Here is a 24,533-nt window from a genome sequence, read left to right on the forward strand (position 1 = left end):
GTAGCGGTGGTGTAACTTCGTGGGGCACGACAAACGGGGCTATGGCGCAGTTGGTAGCGCACCACACTGGCAGTGTGGGGGTCAGGGGTTCGAATCCCCTTAGCTCCACGTTTGAAAAACCCGCTCTGACTTCGGTCGGAGCGGGTTTTTTGATTTGCTGTTTGGTTGGGTGGTTGGGGCAACCGTCCTGATTCTCTTGAGTCAGCCGTTGACCGGTTGCAGCGCTCGCTGAGTCGCATCCCGGATGAAATCGGGGAAGTACGGGCCGTGGGGACATTGGCAGCGCCGACAAGCCTGAGCGGGATTCATCGATCGGCCACAGTCGCACAACCACATCGCGTTCGACGTTGACGACGATACCGATGAGTCCGCCCTCATGGGCTACATGAGCGCGTTGGTCGACGTGTGGCGGCCCGATCACCTGGGTGCGCTAACGATGCGGGCATGGCGGGCTCAAGGCCGCAAGGCGCCGGGGCCGGTCGTCGGCCGACTGACCTACGTCCGAGACGGAACGCCGTTGAACGCCAATGCTCTTGGCGGTGAAGTGGATGTCGCCGGAGCTGCGGGTGGCCGGTACATCAGAGTCCCTGGCACTCCGACCGATCCGAGCCTCGAGCACATCCGTCAGGTCCGCAAAGCACTCGGATACGCCGACGTGTGAGTCATCTAGCGCGTCCTGGACGTGGAGACAAGTGGCGTGCGGTTCACTTGAGAGCAGAGATTGCCTCATTGGCAAGGTTTCTTGGCAGTACCCCAGCGCTCGCTGGAGGATGAAGGAATGATGTCGCAGTCCTCCGCCGAACCTCCCGTCGCCGTCGCCGAACTCGTTGCGCGGTACGCGGACGAGCCACCACGACGAGTTCCTGGATATGACGCTCTGCATCAGATGGCGGCGGTGCTCCTGGCGGAAAACGCACCACGCGTCGCGCGAGTTTTGGTCGTCGGCGCAGGCGGTGGCAAAGAACTGGCAATGCTCGCCGACACCCACCCTGGATGGACGATAGACGGTGTCGACCCGTCAGAGGAGATGCTCGACCTAGCCAAATGCACGGTTGGCTCAAATCTTGGTCGAGTACACCTCATTAACGGTGTCATTGACGACGTCCCCGCCGATGCGCTCTACGACGGGGCGGTCAGTGTGCTGACAATGCATTTCCTCGACAAAGAAGAACGCCTGCGCACCATATCCGAGATCCACCGGCGGCTGCGTCCCGGTTCGCCTTTAGTCGTCGCGCATTACAGCGTCCCAGAAGTCAGCCGCGACCGGTGGATGCGGCGGCACGTTGAGTTTTGCGTCACCGCTGGCCTGGCTCGCGCCGATGCCGAAAACGCCCGACACGCCGTCGAGGAACGGGTGCCGATCCTCACCCCCGACCAGGACGAGGCCATCCTGCATGAGGCCGGCTTCAACGACGTAGCGCTGTTCTACGCCGCCCTCACCTTCCGCGGCTGGGTCGGTTACGCCTGACGCGCACAGCGGCAGCGCCCCCAGTCGACAGTTCTGCCTACCTCGGCCTAGCCGGCCCTGTCTCGTTTCCAAGAAATGAGACACGCCTTCGGCAGAGCGCCGAGGGAAGCGGCGACCAACCGCAATCCGAATGTGAATGGGTAGTAGCAAGCCCAATCGCAGTGCCACACTCAACGCAGGCCGGGCTCGTTCGGCTTCTATCGACAACCCCGCCCGCCGACCTCGCCGCATCCCGCGTCCATGGACCGACCAGGCCTTTGGGCACCAACGTTCCAGCGAGTTCCGGCAATTGCCAACTTTTGCCAATGTACAAATGGAACTGCCAGCGGAGAACTGGAAACGACACGGGCTCGCTGCCCTCGGGCGCAACGGCTGCCGTCGATCCGTCAAAAAAATTGACGATTCAGTCAGATGATTAGTTGAAAAGCCACAGATAAATCCAATTGGACCGGTACCGTTCCGCTCGTGAAAAGCCAAGCGGTCAGTCGCCGGATGACGCTATCGATCGTCATAGCAGCAAGTTTCGCGTCGTTCGCGATTGGAGCATCAGGAAATGCTCAAGCTGATGAGCAGAGTTATCTCGGGGCGCTCGGGCCCCAACTCTTGCCGTCGACGTCGTTGCTGGCGCTCGGTCGCACCATCTGCGACAAGCTGCACTACGACGGTGCGACCCCGGAAAATGTCCTGATGTCCTTTGAATTGATCGGTTGGGCAAATCCTCAAATGGTGGACGCCGCCCAACATGAGCTGTGTCCGGACACGCTCGCACCCGCGCCATGACGAAAGGTGCTGGCCTGCTCCGTAGTTCTGTAGGCGAAAAGCCCGCTGCGGCGGAGGCCGGCATCTGATTCGACAGAAACGCCTCGCTCCAAGTCGGACAAGAGCTTTCGCACGGCCCCGATCACGAAACGGGTATCAAGCGCCGGATGAGGCGCGCCGGGACATGCGGCGACAGGTTCCAGACGGCAGCGTTGTCGATCCCTGAATAGGCGGGCACGCCGTCGACGAGTAGCGCCGGAACGCGTGACTCTCCGAGCTCATCGGCGGACCACGCGAACAGTGCCTCGATGCGTGGGCGGATCAGCCCGATGTCGAGGACGTGGCCGAAGCTGTGTTCGTCGTCAACGTAGTCCGAGAGCTTCCCTCCGAGCGGGTACGTGTCGGGCAGAACTCGCGAGAGGGACAGGAAGATGCCGGTCATGCCCAGACGAGGGTCGCCGAGCAAGGGGGCCAGCGGGGCGCACCAGCCGAGCGCGAGACGAGGCGCTGCGACGAGTGCGTGAGCGAACAACACCCGCACCAGCACCAGGTTGATGAAGAACCGCTCGATCGGGTTCTCGCGCGCCGCCAGCTGTTCGTGGTCGAGATAGGCGGCGACCACAGCGGCGTTGTGGGCCCGATACCAGTTGTGAACCGTTGGGCGCCGGGCGAATTCGATGCACAGCTGTGCGCTGGGCGAGGAAGCCTCGTTCCTGTGCCCCTCAAGAACTGCTCTTGATTCGGCGGTGTCGTGAAGCAGTCGCTCGTTGACCGCGCGCCACCACGGGCTTCCGGGCGGGATCTCGTCGGCTGACCGGGTGGGATTGAGCAGACCGCGGCGGATCTGCCAGCCCATGAACGCCAAGGCCGCGCGACGGTAGGGCAGGTGGTCGCCCCGTCGGTTTGGAGAGCCCTCGTAGAGTGCGGCCATCAGGGCAACCCGTCCGGCTGGGTCGTCGCGGACGGTTGCCACCTGATCGTCAGCGCGGTCGGCGGCGCTCTTCATCCCGAGGCCGCCGACATCTACACAGCCCGCACTTCGGCGAGGCTGAGATACCCGAAGTTGCGTAACGCCAGGAGTTCGGCGTCACTGGCCGACTGAACCTCGCCGAGTCGGCGGTAGCCCCCGCGGACCAGTGCGCGTGCGGTGCGGGGGGTGAACTGCTCGAAGTCGGCCGGGATCGGGGGCAACTCTTGGCCTTCACCCATACCGCTGACCGTAGCTGAAACGGCGACGCGCGATGCCTTATCGCGCTCGTCGCGGTGAGCGTACCGGACCGACTTCGCTTGACCGCCTCACTTCAAGTCGGACAAGACCTTGCGGGCCGCTTCGAGTTCGGCTTCCAGTGCGGCGACTCTGGCGGCCTGCTGGGAGCGTGCTTCCTCGATGATCTCGTCGATCGGGGTGGCGAGGTCATCGTGAAGTTCCTTGGCGGCGCGGGAGACCGCGGCGGCCGCGACCGCGAGGTTGCGGGCGAGATAGGTGGTGCCCTGCTTGAGTTCGGCGTGCCACTCGCCGTCGGCCGTACCGGTCACGGTGAGGGTCAGCTCGATTGTCTTGGACCGCTTGCCCGCTGCCTTTTTGGCCGGGGCTTTCCTGGGCTTGTCGTCGGCGGGCGCTTCGGAGGCGGGCGCGTCGGTCTCGGGCGTGCTCCCGGTCGGGGAGGTCAATGTGTCGGGGGTGTCGGAGTCGGTGGTCAACGTTTCTGGCGCCTGAGTGTCTACAGTCATTGTCACGGTGAACTCCTTCTAAGCATCGCTTGCGCTGGGCGGGCTGGCGGTCGCAGACATTAGAACACACGTTCGATGTCCGTGGTCAAGTCGACACGCCCGCTGCGTTCACTTTGCCGGGTGGACAACCTCGCTGATTCGAGCGCCGACGACAGAGCTGTCCAGGTGCTGGAGCAGGTCACGCGGATCGTCGAAAATTCCCTGCGCACCGGCCTTTTCGAGTTCACAGTCGGCGACGCCGCCGCAACGTACGCCGATGAACGGCACGCCGGCGCGAGTCGCGGCTTTACCGTCCCACACCGCGTCGCCGACGAAGACCGCCTGACCGGCGGATACGCCGGCGCGTTCGAGGGCCATCTTGACGATGCCAGGGTCGGGCTTGGCGGTGTCCACGTCCTTCGACGACGTTGCCGCCGCGATGGCGTCGTCGCTGTCGAGAACCTCTCGGGTGATGGCGAGTTCGTCTTCCGGCGCGGAACTGGCGAGGACCACCCGGACCCCGTTCTCAGCGAGATGGTGCAGCAGTTCTCGTGCGCCCGGGAGGCGCACGATCAGATCTGCGCTGTCCGTGTAGAGACTGCTGTGACGGTCCTTGAGCCGTTGCTGCACAGCATCACTGGCGTCCTCGGACAGGGTCCTCACCAGGGTGCTGCCGTCCATGCCGATACTGCGATGTATCCGCCAGGACTCCACGTCGATGTTCTCCTCGCGGAACGCCTGGGCCCAGGCGTGCACGTGGAGGTAGTTCGAGTCGACGAGGGTTCCGTCGACGTCGAACAGCACCGCAAAGGGATTGCTCGACGTACTTGCCATGCCGCGCGGTATACCCGTCTGACAGTGGGGCAAACGGGGCGCTGGCAACGCTCAGTCCTCGAGCCCGTATTCGTCGAACCAGTAGGCGAGCTTGCCTCGCCGGCTCACAGCGCGCATCCGTGCCTCGGCCGCGTGCCGCATCTTGCTCGTGGTGACGATGAGCAGTTCGTCGCCGACGGCGATGCGCGTGTCCGGTAGCGGGACGAACGTGCGGCCGTTGCGGATGATCAGCGTGATCACCGCCGGATCAGGCAGGCGCAGTTCGAGGATCGTCACGTTGTGCAGCCTCGAATGGGGTTGCACGGTCATGGTCAGCAGCTCGGCGTCGAGCACATCCAGCGGCGCGGCCTCGACCTGGATCTCACGGGTGATGTCGCGGGTGATCAGGCCCAGCGCGTTCGCCACGAATCGGATGCTGGGCGCCTGTATCAGGGTGAAGATCACGACGAGGACGAACACGATGTTGAGCAGCCGGTAGCTGTCGGGCACACCGGCGACGATCGGGAAGGTGGCGAGCACGATCGGCACCGCACCGCGCAGCCCGGCCCAGGACAGAAAGAGTTGTTCGCGCAGCGGGATCCGGAATCCGGCCAGCGACAGCACCACTGACACCGGCCGGGCGATCAGCAGCAGCACCAGCCCGATGACGATCGCCGGGATGATGTCGCCGGGCAGATCGTGCGGGTTAACCAGCAACCCGAGGAGTACGAACAGACCGATCTGTGCCAGCCAGCCCACCCCCTCGGCGAAGGAACGGGTGGCTGACTTGTGCGGCAGGCCCGAGTTTGCCAGGACCACTGCCGACAGATACGCGGCGATGAATCCGCTCGCGTGGGCACTGCCTGCGGCGGCGAACGCAATGAAACCGAGCCCGAACGTGGCGATCGGATAGAGACCCGAGGCGGGCAGCGCGATCCGGCGCAAGGCGAACGCCCCGGCGAACCCCACGCCCAAGCCCAGCAGCGAACCGGTGACCAGTTCGTAGAGCAGATCGGTGATGGCGCCTTCGGGGTGGAACACGAACGGCACCACGCTGAACATCAGCACGAGGATGACCGCGGGCGCGTCGTTGAAACCGGATTCGGCCTCCAGCAGGCCGGCCAGCCGGCGGGGCAGCGGCAGGATTCGCAGCACCGAGAACACGGCGGCCGCGTCGGTGGAGGCGACGATCGCCCCGAGCAGCAGCGCGAGTTGCCAGTCCATGCCCAGCAGCAGGTGCGCACCGACGGCGGTGATGAGAGTGCTGACCACCACGCCGACGGTGGCCAGCGCCGACGCGGGTGCCAGGACGCCGCGGATATCGGAGAAGCGTGTGGTCAAACCACCTTCGACGAGCACGATCGCCAGCGCCGTGGTGCACACGTTGCGGGCAAGTTCGACGTTGTTGAACTCCAGCCCGATCCCGTCGACGCCCAGCACCATGCCGACCAGCAGGAAGAACAGCAGGCTGGGGAACCCGATCCGGGTCGCGACGCGCGTGCCGATGATGCTCGCCAGCAGCACGATGCCGCCGGTGAGCAAGGTCAGGTACAGCTGGTTCAGGCTCATCGGGAATCAGTTAATCAGGACGAAGGGCCGTGAGTGTGCCGTGCGAATAGGCGAAAATGGTTGAGTGGCGGAACGGAATATGCGAGTAGTGGTTGCCGGGGCGGGCAATGTGGGTCGTTCCGTTGCGCGTGAGTTGCTCGAGAACGGCCACAAGGTCTTGCTCATCGAGCAGCTGCACCGCCGGTATGAGCCCCACACGGTACCGGGCGCCGACTGGTTGCTGGCCGACGCCTGCGAACTCTCGGCGATGGAGGAGGCCGGGATAGAAACCTGCGACGTGCTGATCGCGGCCACCGGTGACGACAAGTCCAATCTCGTGGTCGGGTTGCTGGCCAAGTCGGAGTTCGGGGTGCCGCGGGTGGTGGCCCGCATCAACGACATCCGCAACCAATGGTTGTTCGGCCAGGACTGGGGCATCGATGTCGCGGTGTCGACGCCGGGCTCCCTAGTGGCCGGTGTCGAAGGTGCAATCGACGTCGGGCACCTGGTGCGACTGATGATGCTGCGCGGGGGACGGGTGGAACTGACGAAACTCACTCTTCCGCAAGACAACCCGGTGGTCGGGCAGCGGGTGGACCGGTTGGACCTGCCGGCGGACACCGCGTTGGTGACAGTCGTTCGCGGCAACAAGGTCAGGCTGCCCAAGCCCGATGATGTGCTCGAGGCGGGCGACGAGCTGCTCTTCACCGCTACGCGCAGTTCGGAGAGTTCTCTGCTGGCCGCCATCCACGGCGGGGAGTTCCTCAGGGAAGTGGTCTCCGACGAACCGTGACGCGTGGCGGTCGCGCGGCTAATTGGTTGCCGGTGGTGGCTGGGGTTGGAAGGGTTGGTACCACCACCAGTGGGCGCGTTCCCCGGTCGGTCCGGGACAGGGTGGGACATCGGGTGGGGGTGTGGTCGGAGGGCGGGCCAGTGATCCGCCGTGTGACTGTCGGCCGGCGCTGTCGGTGACCACCAGCCGGTTCGCGGGCCCGGTGATCGTGATGCCGTTGCGGTGATGCAACCGGTGGTGATACGGGCAGACCAGCACCAGGTTGTCCAGGTCGGTCGGCCCGCCATCTTCCCAGTGCACGATGTGGTGGGCGTGCAGACCGCGGGTGGCCCCGCAGCCGGGCACCGCACAGCAGCGGTCGCGGTGCTCCAGGACCCGGCGCAGCCGGCGGCTGATCTGCCGGGTGGTGCGCCCGGCGCCGATCACCTGCCCGTGGCGTTCAAACCAGGCTTCGTACGTGGCGTCGCACAGCAGCTCACGTCGTTCGTCGTCGGTCAGCAGCGGACCCAGATGCAGTGCGGCGACCGGCTTGTGGCCGTCATTGCCGAGGTCGACGTGCACGACCACCGTGGTGTGCTGCCCATGCGGACGGCGCGCCGCCTCGGCATCCCAACTTGCCTCCACCACACCCATGAACGCATCCACACAGTTGGGGAACGGCGGCGCCTGACCATCATCCGCGTCGTGATCGCGTTTCCAGTCCGCGATCTGCGCATCGTGATGCGACTGCATGGCGGCATCGAACTTCGCCGCCTCGATCCGCGGCAACCGGATCCGGTAGGTCGTGTACCCGTCTTCGACGGTTTTGGTGATCGAGTGTTCGGGTTCGGGCTCGGGCTGTGCGTCGGGTTGGGGACGTGGCTCGAGTTTGACCGCCGTGCGCAGCTGAGTAACCGTCGCCACCGCGGCAAGTTCCGCATAGTGCTCATCGGATCCGTCGGCAGCCTTCTCGGCGATGACACCGACCTGATCCAGTGACAGCCGACCCGCGCGCATGCCTTCGGCGCAGCGGGGGAACTCGTCGAGTCGACGTGCGACTGCGACGACGGTGTCGGCGTTGTGGGGCGTCACACCGGTCTTCCAGGCCACCAGCGCGGCGATCGAGCGGGCGCCGGTGGCGCCGCACAGTTCGTCGCGGTCCAGTTCGGCGACGATCTCGACGATGCGTCCGTCGATCGCGTTGCGTTGACCGGTCAGCTCTGGCAACTCCTCGAACAGCACCTCCAGACGCTGCGCCGGGCTCACCTCAGCGTCGAAAGTGGCTGCGGTGGAAGACATGACACCATCATCGCAGAGGGGTACGACAAGTTCTGGATCAAGCTTTAGTCTGATGCCATGGACGCCGAAGACGCCGGACCGGAACGTCGGCTGGTCATCAGGGTCAACTCGAACGCCAAGATGTCGCGCGGCAAGGCCGCGGCGCACGCCGTACATGCGGCGCTCAAGCTCTATGGCATCGAGTACGAGCATCCGGTCATCGTGATCGGTGGCAAGCCCGACGAGATCCTGGCGCAGACGGTGCACGTGCGCGACGCCGGGCGCACCGAGTTGGAGCCCGGCACGCTGACCGCGGGCGCGAGCTGGGAGTATAAGGACCGCACCGAACCCGACGAGGCGGACGAGTAGCCGCTATCCCGTTGCGGCCGTGTGCTCCCCGTGTCCCGGGAGCTCTGGCAGAGCCAGCCCCAGATGCTCGCGCAGAGTCGTCCCCTCGTAGTCGGTGCGGAACACACCGCGCTCCTGCAGCAGTGGGACGACGCGGTCGACGAACGGGTCGAGCCCGCCCGGGGTGACGTGGGGGACCAGGATGAAGCCGTCGCTGGCGTCGGATTGCACCAGATGGTCGATGGATGCGGCGATCGTGGCGGCCGAGCCGACGAAGTTCTGCCGCCCGGTCACCTCGACGATGAGCTCGCGGGTGGTCAGGTTGTGTGCCTCGGCCTTGGCGCGCCATTCGTTGGCGACCGCGATCGGGTCGCGGTGCATCCGCACACTGGCCCTGCCCTTGGCGATGGTGTTCTCACCGACCACCGGGTCGACCGTGGGCAACGGACCATCCGGATCGTGATCGGAAAGGTCGCGGTTCCACAGCTGTTCGAGGAATTTGATCGCGGTGGCGGGGGACACCTGGGCCAGCCGCACTTCGTGGGCCAGGTCGGCAGCCTCGTCGTCGGTGTCCCCGAGGACGAAGGTGGCTGCGGGAAGAATCAGCAACTGGTCGTGACGGCGACCGTATTTGGCCAGACGACCCTTGACGTCGGCATAGAACTTCTGACCCTCCTCCAGCGTCCCGTATCGCGAGAAGATGGCATCGGCGGCCGCCGCGGCGAACTCGCGCCCGTGATCGGAGTCGCCGGCCTGGAAGATCACCGGACGCCCCTGCGGGCTGCGGGGGACGTTGAATCGTCCGCTGATATCGAAATGATCGTCGCGGTAGGCGAACTCACCGGCAGCCGGGTCAGACAGAAACACGCCCCAGTCCTTGTCGGCGACGACTTCGTCACCGTGCCAGGAGTCGAACAGCGTGTGGGTGGCGGCCAGGAAGCTCTCGGCCCGTTCGTAGCGCTGGTTTTCGGGAAGGAAGCCGCCGCGGCGGAAGTTCTCGCCTGTGAAGGCATCCCAGGAGGTGACGACGTTCCAGGCGGCCCTGCCGTCGGACAGGTGGTCCAGCGAGGCGAATTGCCGTGCCACTTCATAGGGTTCGTTGAACGTCGAGTTGATCGTGCCGGTCAGACCGAGCCGATCGGTCACCGCGGCCAGCGCGGCCAGCACCGTGAACGTGTCCGGGCGCCCGACGACGTCGAGGTCGTAGATCTGGCCGCCTTGTTCGCGCAGCCGCAATCCTTCGGCCAGGAACAGGAAGTCGAACTTGCCGCGTTCAGCGGTCTGCGCGAACCGGACGAAGGAATCGAATTCGATGTGGCTGCCGGATTCGGGGTCGCTCCACACCGTGGTGTTGTTGACCCCCGGGAAATGTGCGGCCAGATGAATCTGCTTGACGGGCTTGCTCATGGGCGTTTCCTGGTCCGTGTCAGACGGTCGTGTTGCGGTTGGCGGGGCGGGTGAGGCCGAGCAGGCCACGCAGCGTGGAGGCTTCGTAAGCCTCGCGGAACAAGCCGCGGCGTTGCAGGTCGGGGACCAGTGCATCGGTGATCTGCTGCAGGTCGTGCGGCAGGGACGCCGGGCGCAGCCGGAAGCCGGTGGCGCCGGCGGTGTGCCAGGCCTGCAACAGGTCGGCCAACTCGCTCGGGGTTCCGACAAAAATCTCGGCGTCGCTGCGGTATTCGGTGCCGGCCAGCCCGTCGAGGCGGTCGCGTCGGGCCCGCGCCGCATCGGTCGTGTCGTCGAGGAAGACCACCAGGTCGGCGAATACCCGAACCGGCGGAGCCTGCGTGGGGCGGAGCGCGGCGATGGTGTCGACCAGGGCAGTGACCTCGCCGGCGCTGTGCGGGGTGACGAACCCGACGTCGGTGCTGCCCGCGATGAGCTGGTAGGCGGGGTCGACGTGGCCGAGTGCGGCCACGATCGGTTGCCCCTGCGGCGGCCGCGGGGTGATCGACGGCCCCTTCACCGAGAACGACGCGCCCTCGAAATCGATGTAGTGCAGTTTGTTTCGGTCGACGAACCTGCCACTGGCCACATCGCGGATCTCAGCGTCGTCCTCCCAGCTGTCCCACAAGCGACGCAGCACTTCCACGTAATCTGCGGCCTCGCCGAACAATTCGGTGGTCAGCGCGGAACGATCCTCGGGCAGTGCGCGGCGGCCGAAGTGTGCTGCGGCATCCCGGCGAGAGGACACCTGGACCCGGACCCCGGCGCGACCGGTGCTCACGTAGTCGAGTGTCGCGATGGCCTTGGACGCATGGAACGGCTCGGTGTGGGTGGTGACGACGGTGGGCACCAACCCGATGTGTCGGGTGCGAGGCGCGACGCGCGCGGCGATGAGCACCGCGTCGAGACGGCCGCGCACCTGGTCGGTGCGGTCATCGGGGCGGAACGGGTGATCGGACTGCAGGGTGAGTCCGTCCTCGATCGTGACGAAGTCCAGCAGGCCGCCTTCGGCCTGCCTGACCAGGTCGGTCCAGTACCGCGGCGAGAGCGTTTCGCCCGCGCGGGCCAGCGGCTCGCGCCAGGATGCCGGGTGCCAGCCGGTGCCATCGAGTGCGACGGCGAGGTGCAGTGGGGTGCCCATCGACGGTTCTCACTTTCAGTCGCGGTCTCTGGCGACAACGCGAGCTCACACCCCGGTAATCCCGGGCGAATGCCGCTGCGAGTGTCCAACCCAGTCTGACCTGCCTGAAGAGATCGACGCAGGGTGATGCGAAACCCGTGGCTCCGCGTGGGCGTCAGGCCGGGATCCACGGCGTCACCCGCGGAATCCAGCGGGGCACGTGACGGCGGTATGCCCCGTATTGCGCACCGAACCGCCTGACGAGGTGGGGGTTCCTCGATCGTCGGGATCGCGATGACGACGACGGTGCAGAACAGGGCGAACCAGGCGAACAGCCAGGGTGAGGCCGTGGCGACGGCCGTGCCGAGCTGGATGCAGAACACCGCGGTCATCATCGGATTCCGGACGTGTCGATACGGCCCGCGGAGCACGAGGTTGATCGGAGAACCGATGGCCAGTGTGCCGTCGCCGACGCGGTCGAACAGCACGACCGTCCAGATCAGGAACCACAGCCCGAGCGCGATCAGGCCGGCGCCTGCGAGGGCGAGGAGCAGGCCCGTCGAGGTGCTGAGGTCGGGTGCTTTCACGCCGGTCATCCAGATGATCAGGCCGGGAATGAAGACCGTCATGGTGGCCGGGGCAATCAGCACCGCTGGCGTCGGCCGGTCTCGAGGGCCTGGTCGCCTGGATGGGGCCGACCGTGCAGCGCTACCTGACGGATCCGAATCCCTGAGTCCGTAATTGCGCCAACCAGGGGTGGCCGGGGTAAAGCCGGGTCAGCCAGCTCAGGAGCCGTGTTTGCCCCGTACTCGTCAGTCGTGGTGCTGCGCGGCGGAAGTCCTGCTCGTCTTTGGCTGCGGTGCGGTGCGCCTTGAACAGCAGCGCGACTTCCGGGACCAGGTAGGGGATTCCGTGGCGGAAGCCGATCAGTTCCTGGTAGGGCAACGTGATCGACGGATCGCGCCGGCACTGCCATTGATCCCCGCTGTGCGGCTCGCGGAAGACATCGAGGTGATACCGCCCGGTGGTCGGGTCGCGGCACCAGGTTTGGTGCAGGGCGGGGTGATCGCACACGTCGGAGTAGGGCCACAACCGGCCACCGCCTGCCACGTCCCAATCGAATCCGACGAGTGCACTGGCGATCTGCGGAAAGTCCCGGCGGGGGACGGCAATCTCGATGTCGGCATGTGGGCGCGGCGGATCGCCCAGGTACAGATCGATCGCCCAACCTGCGGCCACACACCACGGAGCATCGACACCGGCCAGCCGGCGGGCTACCTCGGCCGGCGTCCATGGGTCCCAAAGCTGGTCGGCCTCATCGGCGCTGATCGCCAGGCCGTGCGGGGGAAGGTCATCAGACATCGGCGTCCAATATCCTCTGTGGCCGCAGCCGCCCGCGCAGCACGGCCAGGAACGGTCGCGGGTCGGCGCGCCCGTCGCGCCGGAACGGCATCGAATCACGGGACGCACTGACCCACTCGGAACGGGACATTCCGTCGAGGCGTAACCGGCGCCCGGCCCGGTCGGCGAGCAGGTGCAGCAGCAGAGTCCCGGTGCGCCCGTTGCCTTCGCGGAACGGATGGGTCTGGTTGTAGTCGGCATAGATTCGGGCCAGCCGGTAGGAAAGCGTGCCGTCGTCGATCTCGCGGCCCTCGTCGGCGAGCCTGCCGATCTCGACGTGCAGTGCCTCCAGGGCATGTGGAATGCGAGCGCACAGGCCGAAGGAGCTGTCACCCTTGCGGAGTTCGACGATGCGCGGTTCGCCTGCCCAGGCGTAGACATCCCCGAACACGTGCTGATGCAGCGACCGGATGTTCAGATCCGTGTCCTGGGCCCGGAGGTGTACTTGCAGGATTCTGCCGGCGGTCGCCACGAATTCCAGCTGCGCGAGCACCGTGGCGTCCTGCACGCCGAAGTTGTTGCGCAGCACTGATGTTCCCGGGATGAAATACGGGCGGCGACGGGCGAACACTCGTCGGCGCAGCGGTGGGGCAGCGGTGGGGAGATGCCGTCCGAGGTACTCGCCGAAGGTCTCGGCGCCGCAGAGCAGAGCAGTCAGGGAGTCGATCTGGTCCGGCGTGGGCCGCCAGCCCTCCAGTCGTTCGGCGGCAACGGTCTGGGCCAGGGCATGACGCTCAGCCTCGTCGGGCTCGGTCACCACGTCGAAAACGTCGAGGTCGACGCCAGGTAGTCGAGTTTGCGCCGGACCCCCGTGAGTTCGCGGCCGATGCTGCGCAGGGCGGTGCGGTCCTGCGGTGAGAGTTCTGACAATTCGACCCGCTCTGGGAAACCGGCCGAGTCGCCGCCGGCAGCCGGCCAACGCGCGGCCCGCACTCGCCAGCGGATGCTGGACCCGATGGCGTGACATTTCGCGAGCGCCCGGGCGTCGTCGGCGTCGAGGTAGCGGGTGCCGGCCGCCGCGGCGATCCGGTCGGCGGTGGTCAGCGCGTCGGATCCGCAACTGAGCGCGGCCCAGCGCGCGATGCGGACTACCGGGTCGACGGCTGCGAGCTTGATGTCGATGCGGCTGTCACTGGACGTCAGTATGCGCAGCCGGGACGGGACGTAGGCGCGGGCGAAGGTGGAGTCCTGCAGCATCGCCGCCAGCGCGGCCGGCTGCGCCCGGGCTGCGATACCGGCCTGGTCGCGGATATCGGGTCCGTCACCGACGGGAACGGCGTCGGCCAGCAGACCGATCATCACCACACCCCGATCGGCCGTGGGGTCGCCGGCCCATCGGCCGATGCCGACCGCCCAGTCCTGGGCCGTGCGGTTGAACCGCACCCGGGAGGCGACCGCACCGTTGTCGTCGGCGCGGAATCCGCAACAGGCGAGCAGATCGTGGACGTGCGCGGCCTGGTGCAGGGCCGACTCCGTGGTGACATCGGGGCCGCGGACCACCAGCGTTTCCAGGTCCGATCCGGGCAGGGCATCCCCGCGGCCGACGCTGCCCGAGGCGTACCAGTCGATGTCGGGGGCCACCAGCCGCGCGGCGGTCGACAGCGCGGCGCGGGCCACGGCCGACCACGCCTCGGCGACGGAGGCGGCACCGACGCGGGTGTCGATCACGGTCTTCACCGCATCGTGGGCTGCCGCAGCGGCCGCCACCAGGTCGCTCTCGCCGGCCGCCGACGCGATGCGCCGGTGAGCGTCGTCCAGCGGAGCCACAGCCATGTCGGCGATTGTGACAGGCGAAGGGTCCGGTGAGGATTCGGCAACCCAATGCTTACCGCTGGCTACATGAACGAAACACGCGGGTGACAGCTCGGACACGCCAAGACGCTTATCTATCAAGTGACAGTTAAGGAGCTGGCGGCATCGCCCCCGAGCCTGAGAGAAAACGCCTATGACCAGCAGCGCTACCGCGGCGGGACGTGATGTGTCCGACAGTTCTGGCGACCATGACGACCTGGCCGAGTTTGGCTATGACCAGCAGTTGCACCGTCGGCTCGGCAAGTTCGAATCCTTCGCCGCCGGCTTCTCGTTCGTGTCCATTCTGACCACGATCTTCCAGCTGTTCGGCCTCGGGTTCGGTTTCGGCGGGCCCGCCTTCTTCTGGACCTGGCCCGCGGTGTTCCTCGGCCAGTTCCTCGTCGCGCTGTGCTTCGCCGAGTTGGCCGCGCGCTATCCGATCTCGGGGGCCATCTACCAATGGTCCCGGCGGATGGGCGGCGAGGTGATCGGCTGGTTCGGCGGCTGGTTCATGATTCTGGCCCAGATCGTCACCGCCTCGGCCGCGGCGATCGCGCTGCAGGTGGTGCTGCCGTCGATCTGGTCCGGGTTCCAGGTGATCGGGGAGGACCCGGCCCTGACCTCCCCGAGTGGGGCGGCCAACGCGGTGCTGCTGGGCACGGTCCTGCTGGTGCTCACCACCACGATCAATTGCCTTGGCGTCAAATGGATGTCACGTGTCAACAGCGCCGGGGTGATCTGCGAGATCGTCGGTGTCATCGCGGTCATCGGAGTGTTCTTCACCCATGCCCAACGTGGCCCACAGGTGGTGTTCGACACCGGTCACGCCGGCGGCCAACCCGGCTACGTCTGGGCCTGGATCATGTCGGGATTGATGGCGGCCTACGTCATGGTCGGTTTCGGCTCGGCGGGTGAACTCGCAGAGGAGACCCGCAACCCGCGTCGTGTCGCGCCCCGCACCATCCGGCTGGCGCTGTCGGTCTCGGCACTCGGCGGCGGACTGATGATCCTGGGCGCTCTGATGGCCGCCCCCAGCCTGACCGACGGACGCCTGGCCACCGAAGGTCTGCCGTACGTACTCGACACCGTGCTGTCCTCACCGTGGGGCACGGTGCTGCTGATCGACGTCTGCATCGCGATCACGATCTGCACCTTGGCAATCCAGACGGCGGCCTCCCGGCTGATGTTCTCGATGGCCCGCGACGGGCGGCTGCCGGCCTCATCGATCCTGTCCCGGGTCAACAGCCGCACCGGCACGCCGATCTGGCCTTCGGTGCTCATCGGCCTGCTGTGCATCGGGGTGCTGCTGGTCAACGTCGGCAACTCGGCCATCTTCGCGACCCTGGCCAGCGTCTGCATCATCTTGATCTACCTCGCTTACCTGCTGGTGACCGCGCCGCTGCTGTATCGCCGGCTCAAAGGCTGGCCCGCCCAACGCAACCAGGTCGATGCCGAAGGCCTGCCGCTGTTCTCCTTAGGCAAGTTCGGTGTCGTCGTGAACGTCCTGGCCGTGCTCTACGGCACGGTGATGATCGTCAACCTGGGATGGCCGCGTGCCGAGATCTTCAACCCCACCGGCGAATTGCCGATCCTGCAATGGGCCGGACCCCTGAGCATCGCGGCCGCTGTCGTCCTCGGCGCACTGTGCTTCCCGCGCGGCAAGACCCACCCCAAACCCGTCACGATCGGAGCCTGACCGATGACCACCGCCACAACCACCGGCGCCCGCGACCACGCCCGGGCCCAGGCAGGCACCCTCACCGACTCCATGCCGGTCGTGCCGGCATCGAGCTGGCCCACCCCGCCACAAGGCGTTGCGGCCGAGCGACTGACATGGGCGGAAACAGTTCCCGGCGGCCGCTACACCAACAAGGTGCTGGCCCGCGGCACCCGGCTGCGGTTGCGCGATCTGGATGGCACCGCGTGCGCCCACCTGCTGCTGTGGCGGGCAGACGCCCCCTGGGAGCGGCTCAACGTCGCCGACACCGTGAAAGTGCCCTGGCAGGCCTATCTTTCGGCAGGGCACCCGCTGCTGAGCGACCAGGGACGGGTGCTGGCCACCCTGGTGTCCGACACCTCGGGCCACCACGACGCCCTGTGCGGCACCACGACCCTGACCGGCAACGCGGCCAAATACGGTGCGGGCGAGGTGGAGTCGTCCAGCCCCGCCGGGCGGGAACTGCTCGCGCTAGCCGCCCTCAAGAACGGGCTGACCCGTCGCGACGTGGCGCCGAGCCTGTCGTTCTTCCACGGCGTTCGGGTGGACGCCGACGGCACGCTGGTGTCCACCGGGTCGGCCGGAGCCGGCACCGCCGTCGAACTGATCACCCATCTGCCGCTGATCGTGGCGGTCGCCAATACCGCCCACCCACTGGATCCGGCGCCGAAGTTCACCGTCGGCTCGCTCGAGGTGCTGGCCTGGTCAGCGCCCGGTGACCTGGCAGAGATCGGCGCCACGGTCAGTGAGCGCGATCCCGAATACCAACGCGCCTACCTGAATTCCGACGATGTCTGGAGTGCCCGATGACTGTCACCGCTGCCCACACCGTTGTCGATGAAATCGTCGCGCCCCGCGCCCCGTGGTCGAAGATCGTGCGGGCGGGGGACGTGCTCACCATCGTCGACCTGCACGGCAACCAGGCCGTGGACACGTTGTTCTACGGGGCGGCCGATCACGGCGTGCGGTACAGCGCGCCGGCCACGATCGCGGCTCAGGGCAACATCTTCCTGACCACGGGATCGGTGCTGCGCGACAGCGACGGGGCACCGATGCTGACCATCGTCGACGACGAGGTCGGTAACCACGACACCCTCGGCGGGGCCTGCTCGCAGGAATCGAACACCCTGCGCTACGGGCACCACACCAAGCATCAGCACGCCTGTGTGGAGAACTTCATCGGCGAGGGTGCGCGGTGGGGGCTGACCAAGGCCGACATCGTCAGCAACATCAACTTCTTCATGAACGTCCCGGTGGACCCCGACGGCGCGCTGGGCATCGTCGACGGCCTGTCCGCTCCGGGCAAGACCGTGTCGCTGCGAGCCGAGATCGACACCCTGGTGCTGGTGTCGAACTGCCCGCAGATCAACAACCCGTGCAACGGATTCGACCCCACAGCCGTGCGGATGGTCGTGACGCGCCCATGACTGACGAGCACTTGCGCGAGGAGCCGACATGACCGCGATAGAGGTGATCCGGCCCGGCATGGCCACGACGATCCAGGACTGGCCGGGGCGGACCGGGTACTGGCAGATCGGGGTGCCGCCCTCGGGACCGATGGACGACGTGTCCTTCCGGCTGGCCAATATCGCGGTCGGCAATCCGGAGGGCGCGCCCGGTCTCGAGGCCACGATGGGCGGACCGGCGCTGCGGTTCGACACCGACACCTGGGTATGCGTCACCGGTGCGCCCGCACCGGTGACCGTCGACGGAACGCGGGTCGCGCAGTGGGTTCCCGTCCTGGTCAAGGCCGGTCAGGTCCTGGACGTGGGAATGGTCGACGGCCCGGGCCTGCGGATCTACATCGCGCTGGCGGGCGGGTTGCAATCCGACGAATACCTGGGCAGTGCATCGACATTCACTCTCGGCCGGTTCGGCGGCCACGAGGGCCGGGCATTGGCCGTGGGGGACAAGCTGGAAACCCTCGACGCGGCCGGTGGAACACGGCGCCGCATCCTGTTCGAGGAACAGCCGGCCATCAGCACCCACTGGTACATCGCGGTGACCGTCGGCCCGCACTCCGCACCGGAGTTCTTCACGCGCAACGACATCGACACGCTGCTCAACCACGACTACCAGGTGCACTTCAACTCCGACCGCACCGGTGTCCGGTTGATCGGGCCGAAGCCGGAGTGGGCCCGCCCCGACGGCGGAGAGGCCGGGCTGCACCCGTCGAACATCCATGACAACGCCTATTCCCCTGGATCGCTCGACTTCACCGGGGACACCCCGATCCTGCTCGGCCCGGACGGCCCGAGCCTGGGTGGTTTCGTCTGCCCCGTCACCGTCACCGCCGCCGACCGCTGGAAACTGGGTCAACTCGCTCCGGGCGCCACCATCCGGTTCGTCCCGGTCCAGGCGTCGGCGGCACCCGCGCCGGCCACTGTCGGCCCCGAGCGACGCGCCTCGATCCCCGCGGTGTTCTCGGCCGGCGGTGACGAGGACGACGGAATCATCGCCGGCACAACCTCATCCGATGGCACCACGACAGTCACCTACCGCCGGATCGGGGACGACAACGTCCTGGTCGAGTACGGCGATATGCGACTGGACCTGGCGCTGCGGGCCCGCGCCCATGCGCTGCACCACGCGCTGGAACAACACCGGCCGGACGGGCTGATCGACCTCACACCCGGGATCCGTTCGCTGCAGGTCAAGGTGGACCCGGCCCGGCTCCCGCAGGCCAAGCTGGTGCCGTTGCTCACCGAGCTCGAAGCGTCATTGCCCGCCGCGCAGGACCTCGTGGTGCCCAGTCGCACCGTGCGGTTGCCGCTGAGCTGGGATGACCCGTCGACCCGGGAAGCGATCGAACGCTACATGCACGGCGTGCGCGCCGACGCGCCGTGGTGCCCGTGGAACATCGAGTTCATCCGCCGGATGAACGGCCTGGCCTCGGTCGACGACGTGCACCGAATCGTCTATGACGCTGAGTATCTGGTGCTCGGTCTGGGAGATGTCTACCTGGGAGCCCCGGTCGCCACCCCGCTGGATCCGCGTCACCGTCTGGTGACGACCAAGTACAACCCGGCGCGGACCTGGACCCCGGAGAACGCGGTCGGTATCGGTGGGGCCTACCTGTGCATCTACGGGATGGAGGGGCCGGGCGGATACCAGTTCGTTGGCCGCACCACCCAGATCTGGAACCACCGGCACCCACTGGTGGCCCAGGGCTTCGAACCCGAACACCCATGGCTGTTGCGGTTTTTCGACCGCATCCAGTGGTATCCGGTGTCCGCCGAGGAGCTGTTGGACCTGCGTGCCGACATGGCCGCCGGACGCGGCCAGGTCGAGATCACCGACGGAACGTTCTCACTGGCCGAGCATGAGCAGTTCCTGGCCGCCAATGCCGAGGACATCGCGGCTACCCGCGCGGCGATGGAAGCCGCCCGGGGTGAGGAGCGCGAGCGTTGGGCGGCGGCAGGAGAATTCGCACGAAAGGAGTCTGCGTGACCCGCATTGCCGAGATCTACCGCACCATCGCCGAGAGCGGACGCGACGAGGTGTTCATCCACCTGCGCCCGCAGGCCGAGGTGGAGGACGAACACCGCGCCGCGCTTGCCGGTGACGGCCCGCTGGCCGGGTTACTGCTCGCCGTCAAGGACAACGTCGACGTGGCCGGGATACCGACCACTGCGGCGTGCCCGGATTTCCGTTATATTCCCGATGCCGACGCACCGGCGGTGACCGCTCTCAAGGCCGCCGGTGCTGTCGTCATCGGGAAGACCAACCTCGACCAGTTCGCCACCGGATTGGTGGGGACACGCAGTCCCTATGGCGCCGTGCGGGATTCCCGCCGACCGGACTACATCTCCGGAGGGTCGAGTTCGGGTTCGGCGGTGGCCGTCGCGCTCGGCTTCGCCGACATCGCCATCGGCACCGACACCGCGGGGTCGGGTCGCGTTCCGGCCGGACTTCAGGGCATCGTCGGAATCAAAGCCACGGTCGGCCTCGTCTCCACCGAGGGTGTGGTCCCGGCGTGTGCGAGCTATGACTGTGTGACGATCTTCGCCGCTGACCTGGTCACTGCCCAGTCGGCGATTGCCGTGATGAGTGCAGGTGCGCCGCACCGTCAGTGGCCGGCCGACGTCCCTTTCGCCGCGCCGGTGACTCCCCGAATCGCGATACCGGACACACTGGCCGGGCTCGATGATGAATGGCAGGCCGCGTTCGGCGCTGCCGTGCGGCAGGCGAATGACGCCGGATTCGACACGGTCCCGATTCCCATGGATGACTTCTTCGCCGCGGCCGGCCTTCTCTACAGCGGCGCGCTGGTCGCTGAAAGGTGGGATGCGGTAGGGGAGTTCGTCAGCGCAGCCGGTCCCGATGCGAGGCTGGACCCGACCGTGGCGGCCATCATCACCGCGGCGGGAACGTATTCGGCGGCGGACCTGCTGCGGGACCGGTGGCGGGTCGAGGAACTCCGCGGTAAGGCGCTGGCCCAGCTCGCCGGTTGTCACGCACTCATGGTCCCGACGGCTCCCGAGCATCCGCGCATCGACGACGTCGCGGCCGACCCGGTCGCGGTGAACTCCCGGATGGGCCGGTACACCAACTTCTGCAACCTGTTCGACATGTGCGCCATCGCGATTCCCGCGGGGGTGGTGTCCGACGGTGCGCAGTTCGGAATCACCCTGCTGGCACCGGGATTCCACGATGGCGTCATCGCCGATCTGGCAGCCCGGTTCCTCGACGTTCCGTCGGTCGAGACCTGGCCGGAGTCGGGCGGCGCGCCGCTGACCGAACTCGCGGTGTTCGGTGCGCATCTGCGCGGGCAGCCGTTGGAGCATCAGCTCACCGGGCGGGGCGCGCGCTGGGCGGGCCCGATCACCACCGCGCCGCACTACCGCCTGTATGCGCTCGACACCGTTCCGCCCAAGCCGGGCCTGACCCGCGTCGGCGAAGGCGGGGCGCCCATCGTGGGTGAGCGGTGGCTGTTGTCCCCGGCCGCGCTGGGGGAGTTCCTGGCCGAGTTACCCGCGCCGATGATGCTCGGGAAGGTGGAGCTCGACGACGGCCGCTGGATCACCGGATTCGGTTGTGACCACATCGCTCCCGCTCACGGCCGTGACATCACCGAGTACCGGGGCTGGTTGGCCGCGATGGCCTGAGCCGGAATGGGTGGCCGTCAGTCTCCGGGGACGATCAGCGAGACCATCGTCTCGAGCTGACGGGCCATCTGCCGGTAACTCATCGCGCCCGTTTGGGCCTGCAGCAGTGCGCCCCAGAACACCGATTCCAAAGTGGCGAGCACCTCCGGCCATGCCCCTGCACCCAGGGCCGTCGAGATCCGGCGGGTGACCTCGGCGGCGATCCGTGAGCGGACGTCGTCGACCATGTCGTCGTCGGTACTCACCAGCGCCTGGGTGCAGGCGCGGGCCAAGCGGGGCTCATCGGCCATCAACAGCGTGAGTGCCGTGAGCTGCTCGACGACTCGGCTGGTCGCACTGGCCGCGGGATCGATGTCGAGCGGCAGCTGAACCACGCGGTCCAGGTAGAGCTCGGCGAAGACCACCTCGATGGACGGGAAGTGTGCGTAGAGCGCCGCGGGTGCCATCTTCGCGCGTGCTGCCAGCGCCGGGACCGAGACGTCGTCATCTGTATCGAGAAGCTGTGTCGCCGCACCGAACACACGACGCTGCGTGCGGATGCGCCGACACTGTGCGTCGTGTAGGCGAGTGACCGTAGCCACCACTGGCCTGGACATGTGTCCAAGGTATAGATCCGCGGCGCGATTGGCAATCGCTCAATGAAACTGCCTGGATATACACATTTTTAGTTCTGTTCTTCGTGCAGTTCGACCGGCGGCAAGCGGGTGGACGAGACTTTCGAATCGATAAACCGGACAGGTGTCCAGTAGGATCTGGCCAGATCCGAAAGGGGAGGTCCGATGGCTTACGTGATCACGCAGAACTGTTGCAAGGACGCCAGCTGTGTCCCGGTGTGCCCGGTGGACTGCATCCGCCCGGCTGAGGGCGGGCTGGATTCCGCGTCGGCCGAGATGCTGTACATCGATCCGGAGTCGTGCATCGACTGCGGAGCGTGCTTCGAGGAGTGCCCGGTCGGCGCGATCCACTACGAAGAGGACCTGCCCGGCGAACTGCAGCGGTTCAAGGACCTCAATGCCGCCTATTTCGAGCGTCATCCGCTCCAGCCGGTGACCGCACCTGCGCCGGCGTCCCGGGCGCGGGTCGAGGCGGGTGCACTACGGGTGGCCATCGTCGGATCCGGGCCTGCCGCCTGCTATGCCGCCGCCGAGCTGATCGATGTCGACGGCGTGGAGATCAACCTGTTCGAGCGGCTGCCCACGCCGTTCGGTCTGATCCGGGCGGGCGTGGCCCCTGATCACCAGCACACCAAGTCGGTGGTCGACATCTTCGAGCGGGCGTTCATGAACCCGCGGTTCGCCAGCCATTTCAACGTCGAGGTCGGTCGCACCGTCAACCACGATGAGCTGCTGGCCCATCACCACGCGGTGATCTACGCGGTGGGCGCGGCCACCAGCAGGCAACTGGGAATCGACGGCGAGGATCTCCTGGGCCACCATGCGGCGGCCGAGTTCGTCGGTTGGTACAACGGGCATCCCGACCACGCCGCGCACCAGTTCGACCTGTCGGGCGAGCGGGCCGTCATCGTCGGCAACGGCAACGTCGCCCTCGACGTCGCCCGGGTGCTGTTGATGGACAGGGCCGCGCTGGCGGCCACCGATATCGCCCAGCACACCCTGGATGCGTTGGCCGACAGCGCAATCCGGGAAGTGGTGATCCTGGCGCGTCGTGACATCGGGCACGCCGCGTTCTCGGCGGGGGAGTTACTGGCGTTGGGGCATCTCGACGGTGTCGACGTCATCGTGGATCCGCAGGACCTACCTGCCGATGACGAACACGAGGACGTCGAGACCTCGTTCAAGCTCGCCATCGCGCGCGAATACGCGCAACGCAGCCCCACTCCCGGACACAAGCGCGTGGTGTTCCGCTTCGGCACAACCCCGATCGCCATCCACGGCACCGACCGTGCCGCAGGGTTGGAGGTCAGCAGCGAGGCCGGTGGCACCGAGGTGATCGAGACGTCGCTGATCCTGCGGTCGATCGGCTATCGCGGCCTGCCCGTCTCTGGGCTGCCCTACGACGAGGTCTCCGGCACTGTGCCCAACGACTCGGGCCGTGTCGTGCCCGGCACCTACGTGACCGGTTGGATCAAGCGCGGACCGCGTGGGGTGATCGGTACGAACCGGCTGTGCGCCGAGCAGACCGTGGCCCAGTTGTGGGCGGATTTCGATGCCGGCCTGTTGACCCGTGACGTCAAGGACGTCGAGTCGCTCGATGCGCTGTTGGCCGCCCGGGGAGCCGAGCCGGTCGGCTGGCCGGGGTGGCGCGCGATCGACGCCGCCGAACGTGACCGCGGCGTGCAGGCGGCGCGGCCGAGGGTGAAGTTCGTGTCCATCGAGGAAATGCTCAGCGCGGGCCTGCGCGGCTGACTTCGGCCTCTACCTGCGGATCGGGGTCGCGGGGTGTGCGGGTCGCCAGGACCGATCCGGCGAGGATCAGTGCCAGCCCGGCGACGTTGTACACGGTCAGCGGCTCGCCGAGCACGACGACGCCGGCGGCCAGCGCAACGGCCGGGTTGATGTAGGTGAACACCAGCGCCCGCGCGCCCCCGACTTCGCGGATCAGCGCGAAGAACACCACGAATGCCAGCGCGGTGCAGATCACGGCGAGCGCGGCCAGCGCGATGAGCACGCGCCGCGATGGCATCTGATCGGGCCAGGTCAGCAGTGCCGGTGTGGTGTAGATCAGTGCCGCGACCGTCAGACACGCCGCGGTCAGCGGAAGGGTGGGGACGTCACCCAGATAACGAGCGGCGATCAGCGGAGCGATGGCGTAACAGGTTGCCACCAACAGCACTTCGGCGATCGGCCAGCCGTGCCCGCCGGCCAGTCCGGGACCGGCGAGCACCGCCACACCGGCCAGACCGACCCCAAGTCCCGTGATTCGCCTGGCGCTCAGCCGTTCTCCGCCGGTGAGCCGGTCGAGAACCGCGGCGATGATCGGGGCGGTGGCGATCAGCAGTCCCGTCAACGAGCTGCTCAGGTGACGTTCGGCGTCCGATAGCAGGTACCACGCCGCGATGATCTCGAAGAACGCGAACGCCAGCACGGGCCGCCAATGCCGCAGCACCGGCGCCCATGCGGCGCGCGACATCACCAGCGGCAACAGCACAGCTGCGCCGACCGCGGTGCGGGCCAGGACCAGGACGGGTACCGAGACGCCCTCGACTGCGATTTTGATCAGCAGGTACGGGATACCCCAGATGATGCTCATGGCGCCCAGCAGCAGCCAGCCCCGCACACTCACCCGATCCAGAC

At 67.0% G+C, this 24,533-nt stretch carries 24 protein-coding genes, 1 tRNA gene and 1 pseudogene; 12 read left to right on the plus strand and 14 right to left on the minus strand.

Going from position 1 to position 24,533, the window contains the following annotated elements; translation table 11 throughout:
- The first annotated feature begins 35 nt into the window (after positions 1–35).
- The 4 genes from EH231_RS00545 (at position 36) to EH231_RS00560 (ending at position 2,248) form a co-directional block, all read left to right on the plus strand.
- Positions 36–108 (plus strand) — tRNA-Ala (locus EH231_RS00545).
- Between the two features lie 277 nt (positions 109–385).
- Entirely contained in the window at positions 386–661 is a 276-nt protein-coding gene (locus tag EH231_RS34170; RefSeq protein ID WP_234941159.1) for a hypothetical protein, read from the plus strand.
- Positions 662–778: 117 nt separating this feature from the next.
- A complete protein-coding gene (locus EH231_RS00555; protein ID WP_241177859.1) occupies positions 779–1,468 on the plus strand; it encodes a class I SAM-dependent methyltransferase in 690 nt (229 codons plus the stop codon).
- Between the two features lie 465 nt (positions 1,469–1,933).
- Complete coding sequence (locus EH231_RS00560) at positions 1,934–2,248, plus strand: DUF732 domain-containing protein (RefSeq protein WP_124711661.1); 315 nt, start codon at positions 1,934–1,936, stop codon at positions 2,246–2,248.
- Between the two features lie 121 nt (positions 2,249–2,369).
- On the opposite strand, the gene EH231_RS00565 is transcribed toward EH231_RS00560, so the two are convergent.
- The 5 genes from EH231_RS00565 to EH231_RS00585 all read right to left on the minus strand — a co-directional run bounded on the left by EH231_RS00565 (position 2,370) and on the right by EH231_RS00585 (position 6,319).
- A complete protein-coding gene (locus EH231_RS00565) occupies positions 2,370–3,233 on the minus strand; it encodes a hypothetical protein (RefSeq protein WP_124711662.1) in 864 nt (287 codons plus the stop codon).
- A 17-nt stretch (positions 3,234–3,250) separates the two neighbouring features.
- The gene (locus EH231_RS00570; RefSeq protein WP_090434029.1) at positions 3,251–3,436 is read right to left on the minus strand and encodes a DNA-directed RNA polymerase subunit alpha C-terminal domain-containing protein; all 186 of its coding nucleotides are present in this window, start codon (positions 3,434–3,436) and stop codon (positions 3,251–3,253) included.
- An 87-nt stretch (positions 3,437–3,523) separates the two neighbouring features.
- Positions 3,524–3,958 (minus strand): DUF6319 family protein, encoded by a 435-nt coding sequence (locus tag EH231_RS00575; protein WP_124714137.1) that lies wholly within the window; start codon positions 3,956–3,958, stop codon positions 3,524–3,526.
- A gap of 108 nt (positions 3,959–4,066) precedes the next feature.
- Entirely contained in the window at positions 4,067–4,771 is a 705-nt protein-coding gene (locus EH231_RS00580; protein ID WP_124711663.1) for an HAD family hydrolase, read from the minus strand.
- A 51-nt stretch (positions 4,772–4,822) separates the two neighbouring features.
- Complete coding sequence (locus tag EH231_RS00585) at positions 4,823–6,319, minus strand: potassium/proton antiporter (RefSeq protein WP_124711664.1); 1,497 nt, start codon at positions 6,317–6,319, stop codon at positions 4,823–4,825.
- A gap of 79 nt (positions 6,320–6,398) precedes the next feature.
- Here EH231_RS00585 and EH231_RS00590 point away from each other — a divergent pair, with 79 nt between their 5' ends.
- Complete coding sequence (locus EH231_RS00590; RefSeq protein ID WP_124714138.1) at positions 6,399–7,091, plus strand: potassium channel family protein; 693 nt, start codon at positions 6,399–6,401, stop codon at positions 7,089–7,091.
- An 18-nt stretch (positions 7,092–7,109) separates the two neighbouring features.
- Here the strand turns inward: EH231_RS00590 and EH231_RS00595 are convergent, their stop codons facing one another.
- Positions 7,110–8,369 carry an HNH endonuclease signature motif containing protein gene (locus tag EH231_RS00595; RefSeq protein ID WP_124711665.1) on the minus strand — a complete coding sequence of 420 codons (1,260 nt, stop codon included), beginning with the start codon at positions 8,367–8,369 and terminating at the stop codon, positions 7,110–7,112.
- A 57-nt stretch (positions 8,370–8,426) separates the two neighbouring features.
- Here EH231_RS00595 and EH231_RS00600 point away from each other — a divergent pair, with 57 nt between their 5' ends.
- Positions 8,427–8,717, plus strand: coding sequence for a hypothetical protein (locus tag EH231_RS00600; protein WP_124711666.1), 291 nt, complete (start codon positions 8,427–8,429; stop codon positions 8,715–8,717).
- A gap of 3 nt (positions 8,718–8,720) precedes the next feature.
- Here the strand turns inward: EH231_RS00600 and EH231_RS00605 are convergent, their stop codons facing one another.
- The 6 genes and pseudogenes from EH231_RS00605 to EH231_RS00635 form a co-directional block, all read right to left on the minus strand.
- Complete coding sequence (locus EH231_RS00605) at positions 8,721–10,103, minus strand: NtaA/DmoA family FMN-dependent monooxygenase (RefSeq protein WP_124711667.1); 1,383 nt, start codon at positions 10,101–10,103, stop codon at positions 8,721–8,723.
- Between the two features lie 19 nt (positions 10,104–10,122).
- On the minus strand, positions 10,123–11,283 hold the full coding sequence (locus EH231_RS00610; protein ID WP_124711668.1) for an LLM class flavin-dependent oxidoreductase: 1,161 nt from the start codon (positions 11,281–11,283) through the stop codon (positions 10,123–10,125).
- Positions 11,284–11,591: 308 nt separating this feature from the next.
- A pseudogene (locus EH231_RS34175) lies at positions 11,592–11,891 on the minus strand (methyltransferase family protein); the annotation flags it as partial.
- Between the two features lie 79 nt (positions 11,892–11,970).
- Positions 11,971–12,624: a nucleotidyltransferase domain-containing protein gene (locus EH231_RS00625; protein WP_090434047.1), complete on the minus strand. Its 654-nt coding sequence runs from the start codon at positions 12,622–12,624 to the stop codon at positions 11,971–11,973.
- On the minus strand, positions 12,617–13,423 hold the full coding sequence (locus EH231_RS00630; protein ID WP_124711669.1) for a Fic/DOC family protein: 807 nt from the start codon (positions 13,421–13,423) through the stop codon (positions 12,617–12,619). The genes EH231_RS00625 and EH231_RS00630 overlap by 8 nt, the downstream gene beginning before the upstream one ends.
- A complete protein-coding gene (locus EH231_RS00635) occupies positions 13,417–14,436 on the minus strand; it encodes a putative nucleotidyltransferase substrate binding domain-containing protein (protein WP_124711670.1) in 1,020 nt (339 codons plus the stop codon). Before EH231_RS00635 ends, EH231_RS00630 begins: the two co-directional genes overlap by 7 nt.
- A 172-nt stretch (positions 14,437–14,608) precedes the next feature.
- On the opposite strand from EH231_RS00635, the gene EH231_RS00640 reads away from it, so the two are divergent.
- The 5 genes from EH231_RS00640 to atzF are packed head-to-tail and all read left to right on the plus strand — an operon-like array spanning position 14,609 to position 21,279.
- Positions 14,609–16,150, plus strand: coding sequence for an amino acid permease (locus tag EH231_RS00640; RefSeq protein ID WP_090434083.1), 1,542 nt, complete (start codon positions 14,609–14,611; stop codon positions 16,148–16,150).
- Between the two features lie 3 nt (positions 16,151–16,153).
- Entirely contained in the window at positions 16,154–16,981 is an 828-nt protein-coding gene (locus EH231_RS00645) for an urea amidolyase associated protein UAAP1 (RefSeq protein WP_090434085.1), read from the plus strand.
- Complete coding sequence (locus EH231_RS00650) at positions 16,978–17,598, plus strand: urea amidolyase associated protein UAAP2 (protein ID WP_044517130.1); 621 nt, start codon at positions 16,978–16,980, stop codon at positions 17,596–17,598. Before EH231_RS00645 ends, EH231_RS00650 begins: the two co-directional genes overlap by 4 nt.
- A gap of 28 nt (positions 17,599–17,626) precedes the next feature.
- Positions 17,627–19,621: a 5-oxoprolinase/urea amidolyase family protein gene (locus EH231_RS00655; protein WP_124711671.1), complete on the plus strand. Its 1,995-nt coding sequence runs from the start codon at positions 17,627–17,629 to the stop codon at positions 19,619–19,621.
- Entirely contained in the window at positions 19,618–21,279 is a 1,662-nt protein-coding gene (gene atzF / locus EH231_RS00660) for an allophanate hydrolase (protein WP_124711672.1), read from the plus strand. The genes EH231_RS00655 and atzF overlap by 4 nt, the downstream gene beginning before the upstream one ends.
- Positions 21,280–21,296: 17 nt before the next feature.
- On the opposite strand, the gene EH231_RS00665 is transcribed toward atzF, so the two are convergent.
- A complete protein-coding gene (locus tag EH231_RS00665) occupies positions 21,297–21,875 on the minus strand; it encodes a TetR family transcriptional regulator (protein WP_234927086.1) in 579 nt (192 codons plus the stop codon).
- A 183-nt stretch (positions 21,876–22,058) separates the two neighbouring features.
- Here EH231_RS00665 and EH231_RS00670 point away from each other — a divergent pair, with 183 nt between their 5' ends.
- Positions 22,059–23,645, plus strand: a complete 1,587-nt coding sequence (locus EH231_RS00670) for an FAD-dependent oxidoreductase (RefSeq protein WP_124711673.1) — start codon at positions 22,059–22,061, stop codon at positions 23,643–23,645.
- Here EH231_RS00670 and EH231_RS00675 read toward each other — a convergent pair.
- Positions 23,623–24,522 carry a DMT family transporter gene (locus tag EH231_RS00675; protein ID WP_124711674.1) on the minus strand — a complete coding sequence of 300 codons (900 nt, stop codon included), beginning with the start codon at positions 24,520–24,522 and terminating at the stop codon, positions 23,623–23,625. The genes EH231_RS00670 and EH231_RS00675 overlap by 23 nt on opposite strands.
- Positions 24,523–24,533: the final 11 nt, after the last annotated feature.

Source organism: Mycolicibacterium nivoides (assembly GCF_003855255.1).
GTDB lineage: Bacteria > Actinomycetota > Actinomycetes > Mycobacteriales > Mycobacteriaceae > Mycobacterium > Mycobacterium nivoides.

Excerpts from the sequence above, each read along its gene's own strand:
- EH231_RS00580 (WP_124711663.1), bottom strand. The coding sequence starts at position 4,771 with ATGGCAAGTACGTCGAGCAATCCCTTTGCGGTGCTGTTCGACGTCGAC.
- EH231_RS00655 (WP_124711671.1), top strand. The coding sequence starts at position 17,627 with ATGACCGCGATAGAGGTGATCCGGCCCGGCATGGCCACGACGATCCAG.
- EH231_RS00645 (WP_090434085.1), top strand. The coding sequence starts at position 16,154 with ATGACCACCGCCACAACCACCGGCGCCCGCGACCACGCCCGGGCCCAG.
- EH231_RS00600 (WP_124711666.1), top strand. The coding sequence starts at position 8,427 with ATGGACGCCGAAGACGCCGGACCGGAACGTCGGCTGGTCATCAGGGTC.
- EH231_RS00625 (WP_090434047.1), bottom strand. The coding sequence starts at position 12,624 with ATGTCTGATGACCTTCCCCCGCACGGCCTGGCGATCAGCGCCGATGAG.
- EH231_RS00670 (WP_124711673.1), top strand. The coding sequence starts at position 22,059 with ATGGCTTACGTGATCACGCAGAACTGTTGCAAGGACGCCAGCTGTGTC.
- EH231_RS00665 (WP_234927086.1), bottom strand. The coding sequence starts at position 21,875 with ATGTCCAGGCCAGTGGTGGCTACGGTCACTCGCCTACACGACGCACAG.
- EH231_RS00635 (WP_124711670.1), bottom strand. The coding sequence starts at position 14,436 with ATGGCTGTGGCTCCGCTGGACGACGCTCACCGGCGCATCGCGTCGGCG.
- EH231_RS00565 (WP_124711662.1), bottom strand. The coding sequence starts at position 3,233 with ATGAAGAGCGCCGCCGACCGCGCTGACGATCAGGTGGCAACCGTCCGC.
- EH231_RS00640 (WP_090434083.1), top strand. The coding sequence starts at position 14,609 with ATGACCAGCAGCGCTACCGCGGCGGGACGTGATGTGTCCGACAGTTCT.
- EH231_RS00650 (WP_044517130.1), top strand. The coding sequence starts at position 16,978 with ATGACTGTCACCGCTGCCCACACCGTTGTCGATGAAATCGTCGCGCCC.
- EH231_RS34170 (WP_234941159.1), top strand. The coding sequence starts at position 386 with ATGAGCGCGTTGGTCGACGTGTGGCGGCCCGATCACCTGGGTGCGCTA.
- EH231_RS00555 (WP_241177859.1), top strand. The coding sequence starts at position 779 with ATGATGTCGCAGTCCTCCGCCGAACCTCCCGTCGCCGTCGCCGAACTC.
- EH231_RS00585 (WP_124711664.1), bottom strand. The coding sequence starts at position 6,319 with ATGAGCCTGAACCAGCTGTACCTGACCTTGCTCACCGGCGGCATCGTG.
- EH231_RS00570 (WP_090434029.1), bottom strand. The coding sequence starts at position 3,436 with ATGGGTGAAGGCCAAGAGTTGCCCCCGATCCCGGCCGACTTCGAGCAG.
- EH231_RS00605 (WP_124711667.1), bottom strand. The coding sequence starts at position 10,103 with ATGAGCAAGCCCGTCAAGCAGATTCATCTGGCCGCACATTTCCCGGGG.
- EH231_RS00610 (WP_124711668.1), bottom strand. The coding sequence starts at position 11,283 with ATGGGCACCCCACTGCACCTCGCCGTCGCACTCGATGGCACCGGCTGG.
- EH231_RS00590 (WP_124714138.1), top strand. The coding sequence starts at position 6,399 with ATGCGAGTAGTGGTTGCCGGGGCGGGCAATGTGGGTCGTTCCGTTGCG.
- EH231_RS00595 (WP_124711665.1), bottom strand. The coding sequence starts at position 8,369 with ATGTCTTCCACCGCAGCCACTTTCGACGCTGAGGTGAGCCCGGCGCAG.
- EH231_RS00575 (WP_124714137.1), bottom strand. The coding sequence starts at position 3,958 with ATGACTGTAGACACTCAGGCGCCAGAAACGTTGACCACCGACTCCGAC.